At 73.6% G+C, this 14,763-nt stretch carries 13 protein-coding genes, 2 tRNA genes and 1 other RNA gene; 6 read left to right on the top strand and 10 right to left on the bottom strand.

The window, feature by feature from the left end; genetic code table 11:
* Positions 1-14: 14 nt before the first annotated feature.
* The 3 genes from ACIPUC_RS20705 to ACIPUC_RS20695 all read left to right on the top strand — a co-directional run bounded on the left by ACIPUC_RS20705 (position 15) and on the right by ACIPUC_RS20695 (position 1,953).
* The gene (locus ACIPUC_RS20705) at positions 15-1,250 is read left to right on the top strand and encodes a sensor histidine kinase (RefSeq protein ID WP_446591092.1); all 1,236 of its coding nucleotides are present in this window, start codon (positions 15-17) and stop codon (positions 1,248-1,250) included.
* Positions 1,247-1,858 (top strand): response regulator transcription factor, encoded by a 612-nt coding sequence (locus ACIPUC_RS20700; RefSeq protein ID WP_362582121.1) that lies wholly within the window; start codon positions 1,247-1,249, stop codon positions 1,856-1,858. Before ACIPUC_RS20705 ends, ACIPUC_RS20700 begins: the two co-directional genes overlap by 4 nt.
* A 22-nt stretch (positions 1,859-1,880) precedes the next feature.
* Positions 1,881-1,953, top strand: a tRNA-Gly gene (locus ACIPUC_RS20695).
* A gap of 74 nt (positions 1,954-2,027) precedes the next feature.
* Here the strand turns inward: ACIPUC_RS20695 and ACIPUC_RS20690 are convergent.
* The 6 genes from ACIPUC_RS20690 to ffs all read right to left on the bottom strand — a co-directional run bounded on the left by ACIPUC_RS20690 (position 2,028) and on the right by ffs (position 10,385).
* On the bottom strand, positions 2,028-2,933 hold the full coding sequence (locus ACIPUC_RS20690) for a phosphoribosylaminoimidazolesuccinocarboxamide synthase (protein ID WP_446591090.1): 906 nt from the start codon (positions 2,931-2,933) through the stop codon (positions 2,028-2,030).
* 87 nt (positions 2,934-3,020) lie between these two features.
* Entirely contained in the window at positions 3,021-4,523 is a 1,503-nt protein-coding gene (locus ACIPUC_RS20685) for a N,N-dimethylformamidase beta subunit family domain-containing protein (RefSeq protein ID WP_446591089.1), read from the bottom strand.
* A 183-nt stretch (positions 4,524-4,706) separates the two neighbouring features.
* Positions 4,707-6,428 (bottom strand): hypothetical protein, encoded by a 1,722-nt coding sequence (locus tag ACIPUC_RS20680; protein ID WP_446591088.1) that lies wholly within the window; start codon positions 6,426-6,428, stop codon positions 4,707-4,709.
* 300 nt (positions 6,429-6,728) lie between these two features.
* Positions 6,729-7,982, bottom strand: a complete 1,254-nt coding sequence (gene purD / locus ACIPUC_RS20675; protein WP_446591086.1) for a phosphoribosylamine--glycine ligase — start codon at positions 7,980-7,982, stop codon at positions 6,729-6,731.
* 61 nt (positions 7,983-8,043) lie between these two features.
* Entirely contained in the window at positions 8,044-10,233 is a 2,190-nt protein-coding gene (locus tag ACIPUC_RS20670; RefSeq protein ID WP_446591085.1) for a DNA polymerase III subunit gamma and tau, read from the bottom strand.
* 53 nt (positions 10,234-10,286) lie between these two features.
* Positions 10,287-10,385: signal recognition particle sRNA small type (gene ffs, locus ACIPUC_RS20665), an RNA gene on the bottom strand.
* Positions 10,386-10,492: 107 nt separating this feature from the next.
* Here ffs and ACIPUC_RS20660 point away from each other — a divergent pair.
* Positions 10,493-10,580, top strand: a tRNA-Ser gene (locus ACIPUC_RS20660).
* Between the two features lie 213 nt (positions 10,581-10,793).
* Here ACIPUC_RS20660 and ACIPUC_RS20655 read toward each other — a convergent pair.
* The 3 genes from ACIPUC_RS20655 to ACIPUC_RS20645 form a co-directional block, all read right to left on the bottom strand.
* Positions 10,794-11,135 (bottom strand): DoxX family protein, encoded by a 342-nt coding sequence (locus ACIPUC_RS20655; protein WP_446591084.1) that lies wholly within the window; start codon positions 11,133-11,135, stop codon positions 10,794-10,796.
* A gap of 158 nt (positions 11,136-11,293) precedes the next feature.
* The gene (locus tag ACIPUC_RS20650) at positions 11,294-11,713 is read right to left on the bottom strand and encodes a TOBE domain-containing protein (RefSeq protein WP_446591082.1); all 420 of its coding nucleotides are present in this window, start codon (positions 11,711-11,713) and stop codon (positions 11,294-11,296) included.
* Positions 11,714-11,734: 21 nt separating this feature from the next.
* Positions 11,735-12,547: a VOC family protein gene (locus ACIPUC_RS20645; RefSeq protein ID WP_446591081.1), complete on the bottom strand. Its 813-nt coding sequence runs from the start codon at positions 12,545-12,547 to the stop codon at positions 11,735-11,737.
* Between the two features lie 130 nt (positions 12,548-12,677).
* Here ACIPUC_RS20645 and ACIPUC_RS20640 point away from each other — a divergent pair, with 130 nt between their 5' ends.
* Both ACIPUC_RS20640 and ACIPUC_RS20635 read left to right on the top strand, forming a co-directional pair.
* A complete protein-coding gene (locus ACIPUC_RS20640; protein WP_446591079.1) occupies positions 12,678-13,274 on the top strand; it encodes an HhH-GPD-type base excision DNA repair protein in 597 nt (198 codons plus the stop codon).
* Positions 13,275-13,361: 87 nt separating this feature from the next.
* Positions 13,362-13,835 carry a cupin domain-containing protein gene (locus tag ACIPUC_RS20635; RefSeq protein WP_446591078.1) on the top strand — a complete coding sequence of 158 codons (474 nt, stop codon included), beginning with the start codon at positions 13,362-13,364 and terminating at the stop codon, positions 13,833-13,835.
* On the opposite strand, the gene opcA is transcribed toward ACIPUC_RS20635, so the two are convergent.
* Positions 13,784-14,716 (bottom strand): glucose-6-phosphate dehydrogenase assembly protein OpcA, encoded by a 933-nt coding sequence (gene opcA / locus ACIPUC_RS20630; protein ID WP_446591077.1) that lies wholly within the window; start codon positions 14,714-14,716, stop codon positions 13,784-13,786. The genes ACIPUC_RS20635 and opcA overlap by 52 nt on opposite strands.
* Positions 14,717-14,763 lie beyond the last annotated feature (47 nt).

Genomic DNA, 14,763 nt, shown 5'->3' with positions numbered 1-14,763 from the left:
CGGGGGACGGGACCGTGTCGAAACTGACCGGGTGGTGGAAGAACCGCAGCAGCGCGGAGAAGGTCGAGCTGTACTGCCGCTGGTCGTGCCATCTCTTCATCCTCATCGAGATCATGTCGTTCGGGCTGCTCCCGGTGGCGGTCGAGGCCCCCAAGCGGCCCGTGGTGGCCCTGGCCCTCTTCCTGCTGGTGTGCGGGCACTCGGTGGTGTGCGGGGTGGTCTACTCGCGGGCGATGGACTGGGCCGTCGGCCGGCGCGAGCGTCCGGCCCGGCTCTCGGCCGCCATCACCGTGCTGACGGCGGTCTTCGCGGTGACGGTGCTCGCCCTGCGCGCCTACGGGGCGCTCTCCGAGCCGTCCGTGGCCCCGCAACTGGTCGGCGGGGTGGTCGGCTTCGGGAGCGGGGCCCTGGTGATGTGCCTGCCCTCGGTGCGGCAGATGCGGTTCATCGGCCCGGTCTTCGCGGGCGGCACGGGGCTGGTCGTGCTCGCCCTCGGACTGTCGGCCGGAGAAGCCCTCGGGTACGTGGTCGGCGTGCTGATCTCCTCCGTCTTCTTCTCGCTGGCCTGCGGGTTCACGATCTGGCTGATCAAGACCGTCTGGGAGCTGGACCGCTCCCGCGAGGCCCAGTCGCAGCTGGCGGTCGCCGAGGAGCGGCTGCGCTTCGGCCGGGACCTGCACGACGTGATGGGCCGCAACCTGGCGGTGATCGCGCTCAAGAGCGAGCTGGCGGTCCAGCTGGCGCGGCGCGAACGCCCGGAGGCGGTGTACCAGATGATCGAGGTGCAGCGGATCGCCCAGGAGTCCCAGCGAGAGGTACGGGACGTCGTGCGCGGCTACCGGGAGGCGGACCTCGCGGTGGAGCTGGAAGGTGCGCGCGGAGTGCTGAGCGCGGCCGGAATGGACTGCCGGGTCGATTTCGAGGCCGGGCGGGCGCTGCCCTCCGAGGTGCAGTCGGCGCTGGGCTGGGTGGTGCGCGAGGCGACCACCAACGTCCTGCGGCACGGGGACGCGCAGAGCTGCGTGATACGGCTGACCGCGCCGGATGCCGGCGCCGTGACGCTGGTGGTGGAGAACGACGGGGCGCCCGAGTGCCCCGCCGGGCCGCCGGGATCGGGGCTCGCCGGCCTGCGGGAACGGCTCGCGGTCCTGGACGGAACCCTGCAGGCGGGGCCGGTGGCCGGCGGCCGCTTCCGGCTGCGCGCCGAGATCCCGAGTGCGCACGTGCAAGGACTGGAGGTGCGGGCGTGAGCCCCGTACGCGTACTGCTCGCCGACGACGAGCACTTGATCCGCGGGGCGCTGGCCGCCCTGCTGGCGCTGGAGGACGACCTGCTGGTCGTCGCCGAGGCGGCCTCGGGACCCGAGGCGCTGGCGATGGCCCGGGCGCACCGGCCGGACGTGGCGGTGCTGGACCTCCAGATGCCCGGGGCGGACGGTGTGAGTGTCGCCACATCGCTCCGGGCCGAGCTCCCCGACTGCAAGACCATGATCGTGACCAGTCACGGCCGTCCGGGGCACCTGAAGCGGGCCCTGGCGGCGGGGGTGCGGGCCTTCGCGCCGAAGACCGTCTCGGCGCAGCGGCTGGCCGAGCTGATCCGGACCGTGCACGCCGGAGGGCGTTATGTGGACCCGGAGTTGGCGGCCGACGCGATCAGCGCGGGGGACTCGCCGCTGACCGCCCGCGAGGCGGAGGTACTGGAGTTCGCGGCGGACGGGGCGCCGGTCGCGGAGATCGCGGAGCGGGCCAGGCTCTCGCAGGGGACCGTACGCAACTACCTGTCCTCGGCGGCGACGAAGCTGGGGGCCGAGAACCGGCACACGGCAGTGCGTCTCGCACGGGAGCGGGGTTGGGTATAGTAGGTCTCGCCTTACGGCGCCTGCGGACATAGCTCAGTTGGTAGAGCACCACCTTGCCAAGGTGGATGTCGCGCGTTCGAGTCGCGTTGTCCGCTCTGCAGGGAAGAAGCCCCCGGTCCTCGACCGGGGGCTTCTTCATGCCCGATGTCCTACGGCCTCCTGCGAGGCCCTACGACCACGTCAGGCCGGTGAGCCGCTCGTACGCCTCGACGTACTTGGCGCGGGTCTGCTCGACGACCTCCTGCGGGAGGGCGGGCGGCGGGAGCTCCCCCTTCGGGTCCCAGCCGGAGGCCGGGGAGGCCAGCCAGTCGCGGACGTACTGCTTGTCGAAGGACGGCTGCGCGTGGCCCGGCTCCCACAGATCGGCCGGCCAGAAGCGGGAGGAGTCCGGGGTCAGCACCTCGTCGGCGGCGACCAGCGAGCCGTCCTTCGGGTCGAAGCCGAACTCGAACTTGGTGTCCGCCAGGATGATCCCGCGCTCGCGGGCGATGTCCCGGGCGCGGCCGTACACGGCGAGGGTCGTCTGGCGCAGCAGGGCGGCCGTCTCGGCGCCCGCGGTGCGCGCGACCTCCTCGTAGGAGACGTTCTCGTCGTGCTCGCCGACCGCGGCCTTGGCCGCCGGGGTGAAGATCGGGGCGGGCAGCTCGGAGCCGTCCACGAGGCCTTCGGGGAGCGCGAGGCCGCAGACCGTGCGGGTCTGCTTGTACTCGGCGAGGCCGGAGCCGGTCAGGTAGCCGCGGGCCACGCACTCGACGGGGACCATGTCGAGATTGCGGCAGACCAGCGTGCGGCCGGCCCAGTCGGCGGGGGCGCCGGCGGGCAGGTCGGTGGAGATGACGTGGTTCGGGACGAGGTCCGCGAGCTGGTCGAACCACCACAGGGAGAGCTGCGTCAGGACGCGGCCCTTGTCCGGGATCTCGGTGGGCAGCACCCAGTCGAAGGCGGACATGCGGTCGCTGGCGACCATGACGAGGCGGTCGTCCTCGTCGCGGTAGAGGTCGCGGACCTTGCCGGTGTGGAGGTGGACGAGGCCGGGAACCTCAACCGGCTCGGGCTTTTCGACGAATCCGGACACGGGGTCTCCCTGTGGGTCTGTACAAGCGCAAACCCATTCTCCCGTACGCGGTCCCCTGCCCGGGCAGGCGGGGTGTCGTGCGGGGTCTCAGTCCCGCTTGCAGATCCGGTCGAGGAGGTTGGCGGTGGCGCGCTGCACCCGCTCGTCGACGTGGCCGGGGCGGTCGAGCGCCGGGGACCAGGCGAAGGTGCCGGACGCGAAGACCAGGGCGCCGCTGGGCGCCCGGTAGAGCGAGGTCTCCTGGTGGCGGCGGTGGTTCTCGCTGTCGAGGTACGGGGAGTGCGCGAGCAGGATCCGGTCCTGGTGCGCGGGGAGCTGGGTGCGCGGGAAGTACCGGTCGGCCTCGCCCGCGACGAGGCCGGGCAGTTCGTCGTTCTCCCCGGCGCCGGTGGAGTCCCACAGCCAGTGCGTGGCGTTGCGCACGATCAGCGGCGCGGGCTCGGGGACCCGTCCCGCGTACTGGATGCCGAGCAGCTGCTGCTCCGGGCGGTCGACCTCGCGCCAGAGGCTGGGGCGGCCCGGGCCGCGGCGTTTTCGGCAGGTCAGGAGCCGGTCCTCGACCCCGGAGGGGGAGGGACCGAGCTCGACCTGCCAGTACATGGTGTTGGCGGAGAGGAAGACGAGGGAGGTGCCGTGGTCGCGGGCGCGCTCGACGGTGCGGCGCATGGGGACGGACCAGTACTCGTCGTGGCCGGGGAAGACCAGGCCGCGGTAGCGGGTGGGGTCGACGCGGCCGGCGTGCAGGTCGCGGGTGTCGGCGTAGGCGAGGTCGTAGCCGTAGCGCTCGGCCCAGCGGATGAAGTCGTAGGCGTGGCCCACGTGCAGGGGCAGGCCCGCGCCCGCGTAGGGGCGGTCGAAGGAGACGGTGTGGGCCGCGTCCTGCTCGCCGAGCAGCCGGCCGTCCTCGTCCCAGGCGTGGTAGAGGCTGGCGCCGGTACGGCCGTCCTCCGGGTAGAGGTTGTAGGCCTGCCAGGTGATGTCGGGGAGCAGCAGCAGGAGGTCGGCGGGGTGGTCGTCGCGGACCGTGAAGGGGATGTGGGAGCGGTAGCCGTCGGCGGTGGTGAGGACCGCCACGTACGCGCCGATGCTCCAGTAGGACGGCACCTGGAGGCGCCAGGACAGCCACCAGTGGTGGCAGGAGACGGTGCGGTCGGCGGCGAGGGGGGCCGGCTGGACGATGCCGGAGAGCCGGGGACTGGTGGTGATCTTGGACGCGCCGTCGCCGCCGTAGTGGCCGATGCGGTAGACGTCGACGGAGAACTGCTGGGGCGGGTCGACCGTGATGTGGAAGTCGATCGCCTCGCCGGGGGCCACGGCGCCTGTGGAGGCGAAGCCCTTGATCTGGCGGCGCACGTCGTCGGCGGTGCGGGGGCCGCCGGTGCCTCCGCGGGCGCGCGGCACCTGGCCGGGGGCGAGCGGGAGCCGGCCGGGGGCGAGCGCGGGGTCCACGTACCAGGGGACGACCTGGCCGGTGTCGTCGAAGTAGAGCTCACTGCCCCGGAACCAGGGCAGGGGGCCCTGGCCGAAGGGGTCGGTCACCGCGTGCGCGAGCGCACCTGACTCCCAGCGCCGGATCTGGTCCGCACCCATAACCGCTCCCCTCCCTCGCTCCCCCGAACGGGCATGCAATCGAGCCGGTCCCAGCACATCACATAACGCACGCAGTCCGTCACCGTTCGTCGCGAATTGACGGGATCGGAACATGGGGATCCGGTTGTGTGTGCGATCCGTAGCCCGTCAGAACGGGCGCGCCAGGGGAGGCCGTGGGCCTCGTCAGACGAGGCGGACGGGCTTCTCGGGGCGGACGCCGAGGTCCGCGAGCCAGTCGCGCAGCGGCTCCGGGTCACCGTCCTCGACCAGGCACAGCACGCGGGGCGCGAGGTCCGAGCGGCGGTCGCCGCCGACGAGCAGGACCGGGCCGTCGAGCCAGTCCAGGCCGGGTGCGGCCCCGGCCGAGTCGACCGCCGCGCAGCACACCATCGCCGTCACGTGGTCGGCCAGCAGGTCGCGGCCGCTGCGCGGCGGCTGGAGCGGGAACAGCGGTACGGCGTCCGCGCCGCGCGCCTTCCCGGTCGAGGGCTGCGCGGCGCCGGTGGCGCGCTCCTCGCGGGCCAGGTCGCCGCTGAGCCGTCCGGCCAGCGCCTCCCCGGCCGAGCCCGCGCCGGCGGGGTCGGTGAGATAGCCCAGCACCCGCTCCAGCGTGGGCCCGGCGAAGCCGTCCCCAGCGGGGGCGGGGGCGGGCGAGGCGGCGGAAACCGCGGGGGCGGAGGCCGCGGAGCCGGAGGCCGAGGGGGCGGGCGGCGCGGCCTCGACGGTCAGGGCGTCCAGCGCCGTGTGCAGGCGGGCCGCCTCCGTCCGCCACTTGCGGTCCACGACCTCTTCCGGATACGCCGCCCAGTCCACCGGGGACCAATCCGGCCCGGTCTCGGCCGGTCCGCCGTGGAAGAGCCGCGCGGCCAGCAGCGAAGCCGCCTCGTCGACCGCACCGGGCTGCTCCAGCAGGTCGCAGGCGGGGCGCTCGCCGAGGCGCGAGGTGAACCCGTCGGCGAGCCGGTCCCGGCGGGACAGCTCGGTCAGCGCGGAGACGACCCCGGCGTCGAGGTGCGCCGGCCAGCGGCCCATCCGCCAGGCGGGCAGCGCGACCCGGGTCAGCAGCCGGTCCCAGCCCGCGTAGGCGAGGCCGACCTGCTCCTGGGCGACGATGCGCAATCCGTAATCCACAGCCTGTGCACGCTCCGAGGCGGCCGCGGCCACCCCGCGCTCCATCTCGGCGGCATCCACCCGGCACAGCCGCAGCAGCAGCCGGGCCGGCCCGGCGATCCAGCCGAGGCCGCGGCGGCCGCCCACGTCCACGGCGGCGTCCAGGCCCCGTACGAAACCGCGCGCGTCGGCTATGTCCGGGTGGGCCGAGGGTCCCGTGCCGGCGACGACCGGGGCGAGGACGGCGCGCAGCTCGGCGACCCGCATCCACCACAGGAACGGCGAGCCGATGACCAGTACGGGGGCGGCGCCGGGCTCGGACTCCGGACGGGCAGGCCCGGCTATGCCGGCGGATGTGCGCGCGCCGCCGCGGCGGTGGGCCGCGTGGGTGCGGTCCTCCAGCCAGCTGTCGCAGTCCGGGGTCAGGGCTATCGCGGAGGGCGCCGGCACGTTCATGCGGTCGGCCAGATCACGCACCAGCCGGTAGAGATCGGGGGCGGCGGCCTCGGACAGCGGCACCGTCGGCGTCACGGCGGGGCTCGCCCGCAGGACCACCGCGGCGAAGATCCCGCCGACGAGCAGCACCAGCACGGCGACCGCGCAGACGGCGAGGGTCACCGCGGGCCAGGGGTCAGCGGCGAGCCGGCCCGTCATCCGGGCGGCCACCAGCACCACCGCGAGGGCGGCGGGCAGCAGCCCGACGGCCAAGGCCCTGCTGCGGACGCGCAGCACGGCCAAGGCGCGGGAACGCGCGGACGGCACGCCCACTTCCATGATCGAACCGGTTCCGGACACGGCCGGACCTCACCCCCTCTGCCCTGCGGCGGCTTTGCTCACTCCCCCACTGTGACACCCGCCACTGACATCGCAATGCCGGTGGGCCAAGTGCCGGAATGAGTGCCGGAATGCTTGCGCCGCACCCTAGTTGGGGCACGCCCGGGCGTCAGGCAGACCGAGGGACGATCACCCGATGGAATGGCTTTGGGCAAAGGTGGGTGCGTTCGAACGCGGCTGGATGCAGTCGCACGCGAACACGCCCGCGGGCCCGGGCGCACCTCGTGCGCACCGGGCCCGCGGGGGTGGGTCTGCCGCAGCTCAGGGGCGTCCAGCCGCCATGGCCGCGATATCCGTACGGTGCTGCGAGCCGTCGAGCCGGATGCGCGCGACCGCCTTATACGCCTTCTCCCTGGCCTGCGCCAGATCAGAACCGGTCGCCGTCACCGACAGCACACGGCCGCCCGCGCTGACCACCGCGTCGCCCTCGCGCCGGGTCCCGGCGTGCAGCACGTACGCGTCGGGGGCGTCCTCGGCGGCCACCTCGTCCAGGCCCTCGATGACATCGCCCGTGCGCGGGGTCTCGGGGTAGTTGTGCGAGGCGATGACCACCGTGACGGCCGCGTCCTCGCTCCAGCGGAGCTCGGGCTGGGCGTCCAGGGTGCCGTTGGCGGCGTTCAGCAGCACGCCCGCGAGGGGGGTGCGCAGCCGGGCCAGGACCACCTGGGTCTCGGGGTCGCCGAAGCGGGCGTTGAACTCGATGACCCGGGTACCGCGGCTCGTGATCGCCAGGCCGGCGTACAGGAGTCCGGAGAAGGGCGTTCCGCGGTGGCGCAGCTCGTCGACGGTGGGCTGGAGGACCAGCTCCATGACCTCGTCGACCAGCTTCGGGTCGGCCCAGGGCAGCGGGGAGTACGCGCCCATGCCGCCGGTGTTGGGGCCCTCGTCGCCGTCCAGCGCCCGCTTGAAGTCCTGGGCGGGCTGGAGCGGGACGACGGTGACGCCGTCGGTGATGGCGAAGAGGGAGACCTCGGGGCCGTCGAGGTACTCCTCGATGACCACGCGGTCGCAGCCGAGCGCGTGCGCGCGGGCCGCGGCCAGGTCCCCGGTGACCACGACGCCCTTGCCGGCGGCCAGGCCGTCGTCCTTGACGACGTACGGGGCGCCGAAGGCGTCGAGGGCCTCGTCCACCTCCTCCGGGGTGGTGCAGACGTAGCTGCGCGCGGTCGGGACCCCGGCCGCGGCCATCACGTCCTTGGCGAAGGCCTTGGAGCCCTCCAGCTGCGCCGCCTCGCCGGACGGGCCGAAGACGGGGATGCCGGCGGCGCGCACGGCGTCGGCGACTCCGGCGACCAGCGGGGCCTCCGGGCCGACGACGACCAGGTCGGCGCCGAGTTCGGTGGCGAGGGCGCAGACGGCGTCGCCGTCGAGGGCGTCGACCGGGCGGAGCTCGGCCACTTCGGCGATGCCGGCGTTGCCGGGAGCGCAGTACAGCGCGGAGACGTCGGGGTCGAGGGACAGAGAGCGGCACAGGGCGTGTTCGCGGGCGCCGCCGCCGATGACGAGGACCTTCACGCTGCTCAGCCTAGCCCGGACGGCGCAGCCGGCTTCGTGCGGCCACCCCAATCAGGCGGTGCTACTCATTCGTGTATTCCTCCACAACGGTGGCTCCGAGCTCGCGCACGATCAGGTCGTGTCCGGTCAGCGCGCTCTCGACGAGGTCGGGATCGTCCTCCTCCGGGACGTCGTCCTCGGGGGCGACCGGCGGGGGCGCCTGCTGTACGGGGGGCTGCGGGGCCGTAGCCGACTGCTGGGACTGCTGCGGCTGCTGGTACTGCGGGCCGGGAGCGGACGGGGCCGGTGCCTGCGGCGGGGGCGGCGGGCTGTAGGCCGGGGCAGGGGCGTGGGCGGCCGGGGCGCCGTACGGGGGTGAGGACTGGACCGGGCCCGGTGATCCGCCGCCCACCACGGCGTCGATCTTCCAGTTGACCTGGAACTGCTCGGCCAGGACGGCCTTGAGCACGTCCTCGCTGCCGCTGCTCGCGAAGTTGTCGCGGGCTCCGGCGTTGGGGAAGCCGAGCTGGAGGGTGGTCCCGTCGAAGCCGGTGACCTGGGCGTTCTGGCTGAGCAGGATCCAGGTGAAGCGGCGGCGGTTCTTGACGGCCTCGAGGACGCCGGGCCACATCGCCTGGACCTGCCCGGCGCCGGCGGCCATGCCGGGCGAGGGGGCGGCGGAGGCGGCGGGGGCCTGGGCCTGGGCGGCCGGTGCGGGCGCCGCGGGAGCGGGAGCCGGGACCCCCTGGCCGGGAGCGGCCGCGCTGGGCCAGGCGCCGGGGGACGCGGCCGCGGCTGCGGGCCGGGCGCCGGGCGCGCCGCTGCCGGGCTGCGCGGCTCCGGGCCACGCTCCGGGGGCGGGCGTCGTGGGGGCGGCGGCCGCGGCTGCGGGTGGCGCGGCCTGAACCGGAGCCTCCGGCTGCGCGGGAGCCCGTACCGGCTCGGGAGCCGCGACCGGCGCGGGGGAAGGCACCGCGGCGGGAGCCTGTGCGGCGGCCCGCGCGGCGGCGGCGCCCCCGCCCGGACCGGCGGGGGCCATGGCGTGCGCCTCGGGCCCGGGCACGTAGCCCATGGCGGGCGGCACGGCGACGGGGCCGGCGGCGAAGGCGGCCGCCCCGCTGCGCTCCAGCCGGTCGAGCCGGGCCTGGAAGGACCGCTCGTCGTCGAAGGCGGCGGGCAGCAGCACGCGGGCGCAGATCAGCTCGAGCTGGAGCCGCGGCGAGGTCGCGCCCCGCATCTCGGTGAGGCCGGTGTTGACGAGATCGGCGGCGCGCGACAGCTCGGCGGCCCCGAACACGGACGCCTGGGCCTGCATCCGCTCCACGACATCGGCGGGGGCGTCGATCAGCCCCTTCTCCCCGGCGTCGGGCACGGCCGCCAGGATGACCAGGTCCCGCAGCCGCTCGAGCAGATCGGCGACGAAGCGCCGGGGATCGTTCCCGCCCTCCACCACCCGGTCGACGACCTCGAAGGCGGCGGCCCCGTCCCCGGCGGCGAAGGCGTCGATGACGGAGTCGAGCAGGGACCCCTCGGTGTACCCGAGCAACGAGGTCGCCATGGCATACGTCACACCGTCGTCGGCGGCGCCGGCCAGCAGCTGGTCCATGACGGACATCGAGTCGCGAACGGACCCGGCACCGGCGCGCACGACGAGCGGCAGCACGCCGTCCTCGACCTTGGCGCCCTCGCGGCCGCAGACCTCGCCCAGGTAGTCGCGCAGGGTCCCCGGCGGAACCAGCCGGAAGGGATAGTGGTGCGTCCTGGACCGGATCGTCCCGATGACCTTCTCGGGCTCGGTGGTGGCGAAGATGAACTTGAGGTGCTCCGGCGGCTCCTCGACGACCTTCAGCAGGGCGTTGAAGCCCGCCGAGGTGACCATGTGGGCCTCGTCGATGATGTAGATCTTGTACCGGCTGGACGCGGGCCCGAAGAAGGCCTTCTCGCGCAGGTCGCGGGCATCGTCCACACCACCGTGCGAGGCGGCGTCGATCTCGATGACGTCGATGGACCCCGGCCCGTTCCTGGCCAGGTCACGGCAGGACTGGCACTCCCCGCACGGGGTGGGAGTGGGACCCTGCTCACAGTTCAGGCAGCGGGCGAGGATGCGCGCGCTGGTCGTCTTTCCGCAGCCGCGCGGCCCGCTGAACAGGTACGCGTGATTGACCCGGTTGTTCCGCAGCGCCTGCATCAGCGGGACAGTGACATGCTCCTGTCCGATGACCTCGGCGAACGTCTCGGGGCGATAGCGGCGGTAGAGCGCAAGGGACGACACGTCTACGAGGTTATCCGGGCCCACCGACAACGGCGGCCCACACGGTCCCCGGAACGCAAAGCGCCCCCCACGCACCCGCCAGAGCCCACTTACCCTTGCTGCCTTCCGGCCCTGGGGGAGTTGGGTGAGATAGCGCCACGTGAGGGGCTGACCCCACCCTAGCGGATGGACGCCCCCGGAATCGAGCCCGGCCCCGCGCCCGCCCTCCGAGAACGATCACGTTCGCGAGCACCCCTCAACGTCTTGTATTGTTTGCGGCGGAGGATTCGCCTAGTGGCCTAGGGCGCACGCTTGGAAAGCGTGTTGGGGGCAACCCCTCACGAGTTCGAATCTCGTATCCTCCGCCAGTGCCTCACCGGGCACTTGAAGGCCCCGACCGGGAAACCGGCCGGGGCCTTCTGCGTGCTCCGTCTCACTCGGTGTTCGGGACCAGCGGCGCGCCGGTGGGAGAGGCGAAGACGAAGCCCGTTCCCCGCCCGGGCGGTCCCCGACGAGGACTGACCGCACCGCACGGACGCGCCGAGGGGCCCGCGGCCGGATTCCGCCGGTGGGCCCCCCGGTCAGAAGCCGAGGGCGAGGGCGGCGACGGCCGGGGCGGCGTACAGGAGCGGGAAGGGGACGTGCGCGTACGAACGGGCGCGCAGGACGGTCAGGACGGCGCCGGTGAAGTAGACGGCGATGCCGATGGCGGCGGCGACGCCGATCGCCGGGACGAACAGTCCGACGACGAGGCCGGCCGCCCCGGCCGCCTTGGCGACGCCCAGCCAGGGCCACCACGAGGCCGGAACCCCGTACGCGGCGAGCGGCTCGACGACCCACTTGGCGCGGAGGAAGACCGAGACGGCGGAGAAGCCGACCATGAGGGCGCCGACGAGGGTGAGGACTACGGCGGTGGTGGACATGGGGTTCGCTCCCTTGGCAGATCCTGACGGGTTCACTCCACTGACCCGCCGGACCGCCGGGATGTGACGGCCCCGCGAAAAAAATCACGGCACGCTACCTCAGGGCGCAGTCCTGCGCCTTGGTTCGGCGCGCTCACTGCGCCGGGGCGGGTGTGTGATCAGCCGGTCCGGAGCGAGATCTCGGTGGACTTGATCAGCGCGACGACGGAGGAGCCGGCCGTCAGGCCGAGCGCGCCGACGGCGTCGGCGGTGATGGCGGCGGTCAGCCCGCCGCCGTTCACGTCCACCTTGACGGTGGCCATGGCGGGCCCGGCGGCGACGTCGACGACCGTGCCGGCGATCTGGTTGCGGATGGACAGCCCCTCGACCGGCCCGGTGGCCAGGGCCACCTCGGTGGCCTTGACCAGCGCCGTGACCGGGGACCCCGTCCCGATGCCGAGTTCCCTGACGGCGTCTGCGGTGATGGCGGCGGTGATCTCCTGGCCGCCGTCCAGCCGGACCTTGACCGCGGCCATGGCCTCACCGGTGGTGACGGCGGTGACGGTGCCGGCGATCTGGTTGCGGATGCTCAGGCTCATGGCGCTCGGACCTCTCGCGGCTCAGCCGAACTGCGGCATCTCGCCGACCGTCGTCGACATGTCGATCACCGCGAAGGCCGCGCCCTGCTGGTCCGTCACCGCCGCGAAGCGGCCGAACGGGCTGTCCATCGGGCCGAAGTACAGCTTCCCGCCGTGCTTCTTCGTCTTCTCGACCGCCTCGTCGCAGTTCGGGACGCCGAAGTAGACCTGGATGTACGAGGGGATCTGCGGCGGGAACTCGTCGCCCATCTTCATCCGGCCCAGCACCGGGTTCTCGGGGCCGCCGACGCTGAAGACCTTGAAGTCCATGCCCGCCGCCTCCGGGTCGTCACCCGCGTCCATCTGCTGGCCGCTGTACGGGAAGACCTTCGACAGGAAGGCGTCCGCCTTGCCGGGCTCGCGGGTGAAGACCTCCGCCCAGGCGTACGCGCCGGCCTCGCCCATCTTCTCGAAGCCCTTGTGGTCGCCGGGCTGCCAGACGCCGAAGACCGCGCCGCTCGGCTCCTTCGCGATGAGCATCGAGCCGAAGCTGCCCACCTGCATGGGCCCCATCAGCACCTCTCCGCCGTTCGAGGTGACCTTCTCGGCCGTGGCCGCCACGTCGGGCGAGTGCAGGTACAGACACCACTGCGACGGGGCGTCCGCCCCGGGCATCGGGGGCACCACGGCCGCGACGGCCTTCCCGCCGGAGTAGGCCTGCGTGTAGTTGCCGTACTCGCTGCTGGCCTCGCCGAAGGTCCAGCCCAGCACATCGCCGTAGAAGGTCTTGGCGGCCTCCACGTCGGCGAACATCGCGTCCACCCAGCACGGTGCGCCTTCGGTGAACTCACCCATGGTCGATCGACTCCTCGGACTCGGACTCGGACTGGGACTCGTACTCGTACGCGTAGCTTCGGTCGCTCCCACGCTAGGGGCGCGGTGCGCCGACCGCGCGGGGAGCGCGCCCGCGCGGGAGGCTGGAGCCATGGACAAGGACATCACCATCCGGCTGGCGCAGCAGCCGGACGCCGACGCGCTGCTCTCCCGGAGCCCGCTCGCCGCCCTCGTCGGGATGCTGCTGGACCAGCAGGTACCGATGGAATGGGCCTTCTCGGGGCCCTGGACGATCGCCCAGCGGCTCGGCTCCGACGACCTGGACGCGCACGCCATCGCCGCGTACGACCCGGAGGCCTTCGCCGCGCTGCTCTCGCAGAAGCCCGCCGTCCACCGCTACCCCGGGTCGATGGCGAAGCGGATCCAGCAGCTGTGCGCGTACCTGGTGGAGCACTACGGCGGGGACGCCGAGGCGGTCTGGGCCGGCGTCGGGACCGGGGCGGAACTGCTGGCGCGCCTCAAGGCGCTGCCCGGCTTCGGCGAGCAGAAGGCCCAGATCTTCCTCGCCCTGCTGGGGAAGCGGCTCGGGGTGCGGCCGAAGGGCTGGCGGGAGGCGGCGGGCGGCTACGGACCGGCGAACGTCTACCGCTCGGCGGCCGACATCACCGGCCCCGAGTCGCTGGCCAAGGTCCGGGCGCACAAGCAGGAGATGAAGGCCGCGGCCAAAGCCGCGAAAGGGCCGGGCTGACCGGCGGGGCCAACCAGAAATTGACCGGCTTGAAGGGTGCTGGATTGACCCCGGAAACCGGTCTATCAGCCCCGTAGATTAGGGGACATGAACGAGATCGCGACCCGCGCCGCCACCGCCGAAGCCATCCAGGACGCCCCCGGCAGCCTCATCACGCTGCTCACGGACACCGCCGAACTCACCTGCAACACGGCTACCTTCGAGGAGGGCGCGGCCGGCGCCCCGGTGCACTTCCACACCAGGGCCACCGAGTTCTTCCACGTCACCGCCGGCCGCCTCGACATCCTGGTCGGGGACGAGATCCACACCCTCGACGCCGGCGACTTCATCGCGGTTCCGCCCGGCGTCAAGCACGCCTTCGCGCCCGCCGCGGGCCACACCGCCGGCGTCTTCGTCGGCTTCACCCCCGGCATGGGCCGCTTCGACTACTACCGCCTCCTCGGCCGGGTCAACGCGGGCGAGGCCACCGTGCAGGACATCAAGGACAGCTCCGCCACGTACGACAACCACTACGCGGAGAGCGCCGCCTGGAGCGGCCGCCGTCGCAGCGCCGAGCCGTAGGTCACGTCCGCGTCGAGGCGGCGCAGCTCCTCCGCGATCAGTTCGGCGCCGCTGCGGATCTTCAGGGCCACGCTGCGGTCCGGGCTCCCCGGCAGGGCCAGCGTGGCCAGCGCGCCCGCGGGCCGGTCCACCCGGATCTCGCCGCCCGCGGTGCGCAGGCTGACCCGGGTGATCACCGGGCCCGCGCCCGCCACCCGGTCGACGGGCACGCCGAGCCGGTCCTCCAGCCAGCGCGCCAGCAGCTCGGCGCTCGCGTTGTCCGGCTCGCTCTCCACCGCCGCGCCGGTCACCGGCAGCGGCTTCTGGTCCAGGGCGGCCGCCAGCAGGGCCCGCCACGGCGTCAGCCGGGTCCAGGCCAGGTCGGTGTCCCCGGGCCGGTACGCGGCGGCCCGGTCGTCCAGTACGCCGACCGGGTCGAAGGCCGCGGCCGCGTCCGTGATCCGGCGCTGCGCGAGCGAGCCCAGGGAGTCCCCGGCGACATCGGCGGGGGCATCGGCCGGCCACCACGCCACGACGGGCGCGTCCGGCACCAGCAGCGGCAGGACGACCGAGCCGGCCTGCCCGGTCAGCTCCCCGTGCAGGCGCAGCACCAGGGTCTCCCCGGTCCCGGCGTCCGAGCCGACCCGCAGCTCGGCGTCCAGGCGGGTGGCGCGGAGCTTGTGCGAGCCGCGCGAGGTCCGCTTGATCACCGTGATGATGCGGCAGGGGTGCTCGCGCGAGGCCTCGGAGGCCGCGCGCAGGGCGTCGTAGGCGTTCTCCTCGTCGGTGACGACGAGGAGGGTCAGCACCAGCCCCGTGGTGGGGCTTCCTATCGCGCGGCGGGCCGCGAGCAGCGCCCGGTTGATCTTGCTGGACGTGGTGTCGGTCAGTTCGGTCCGCATGCCACGAGTCTGTCAGCGACGGGCCGGTTCCTCTCACCCGGTGCGCT

The organism is Streptomyces sp. LARHCF249 (genome assembly GCF_052871255.1).
The sequence above is the reverse complement of the archived record's forward strand: the minus strand, read 5'-3'. Positions and strand labels throughout refer to the sequence as shown.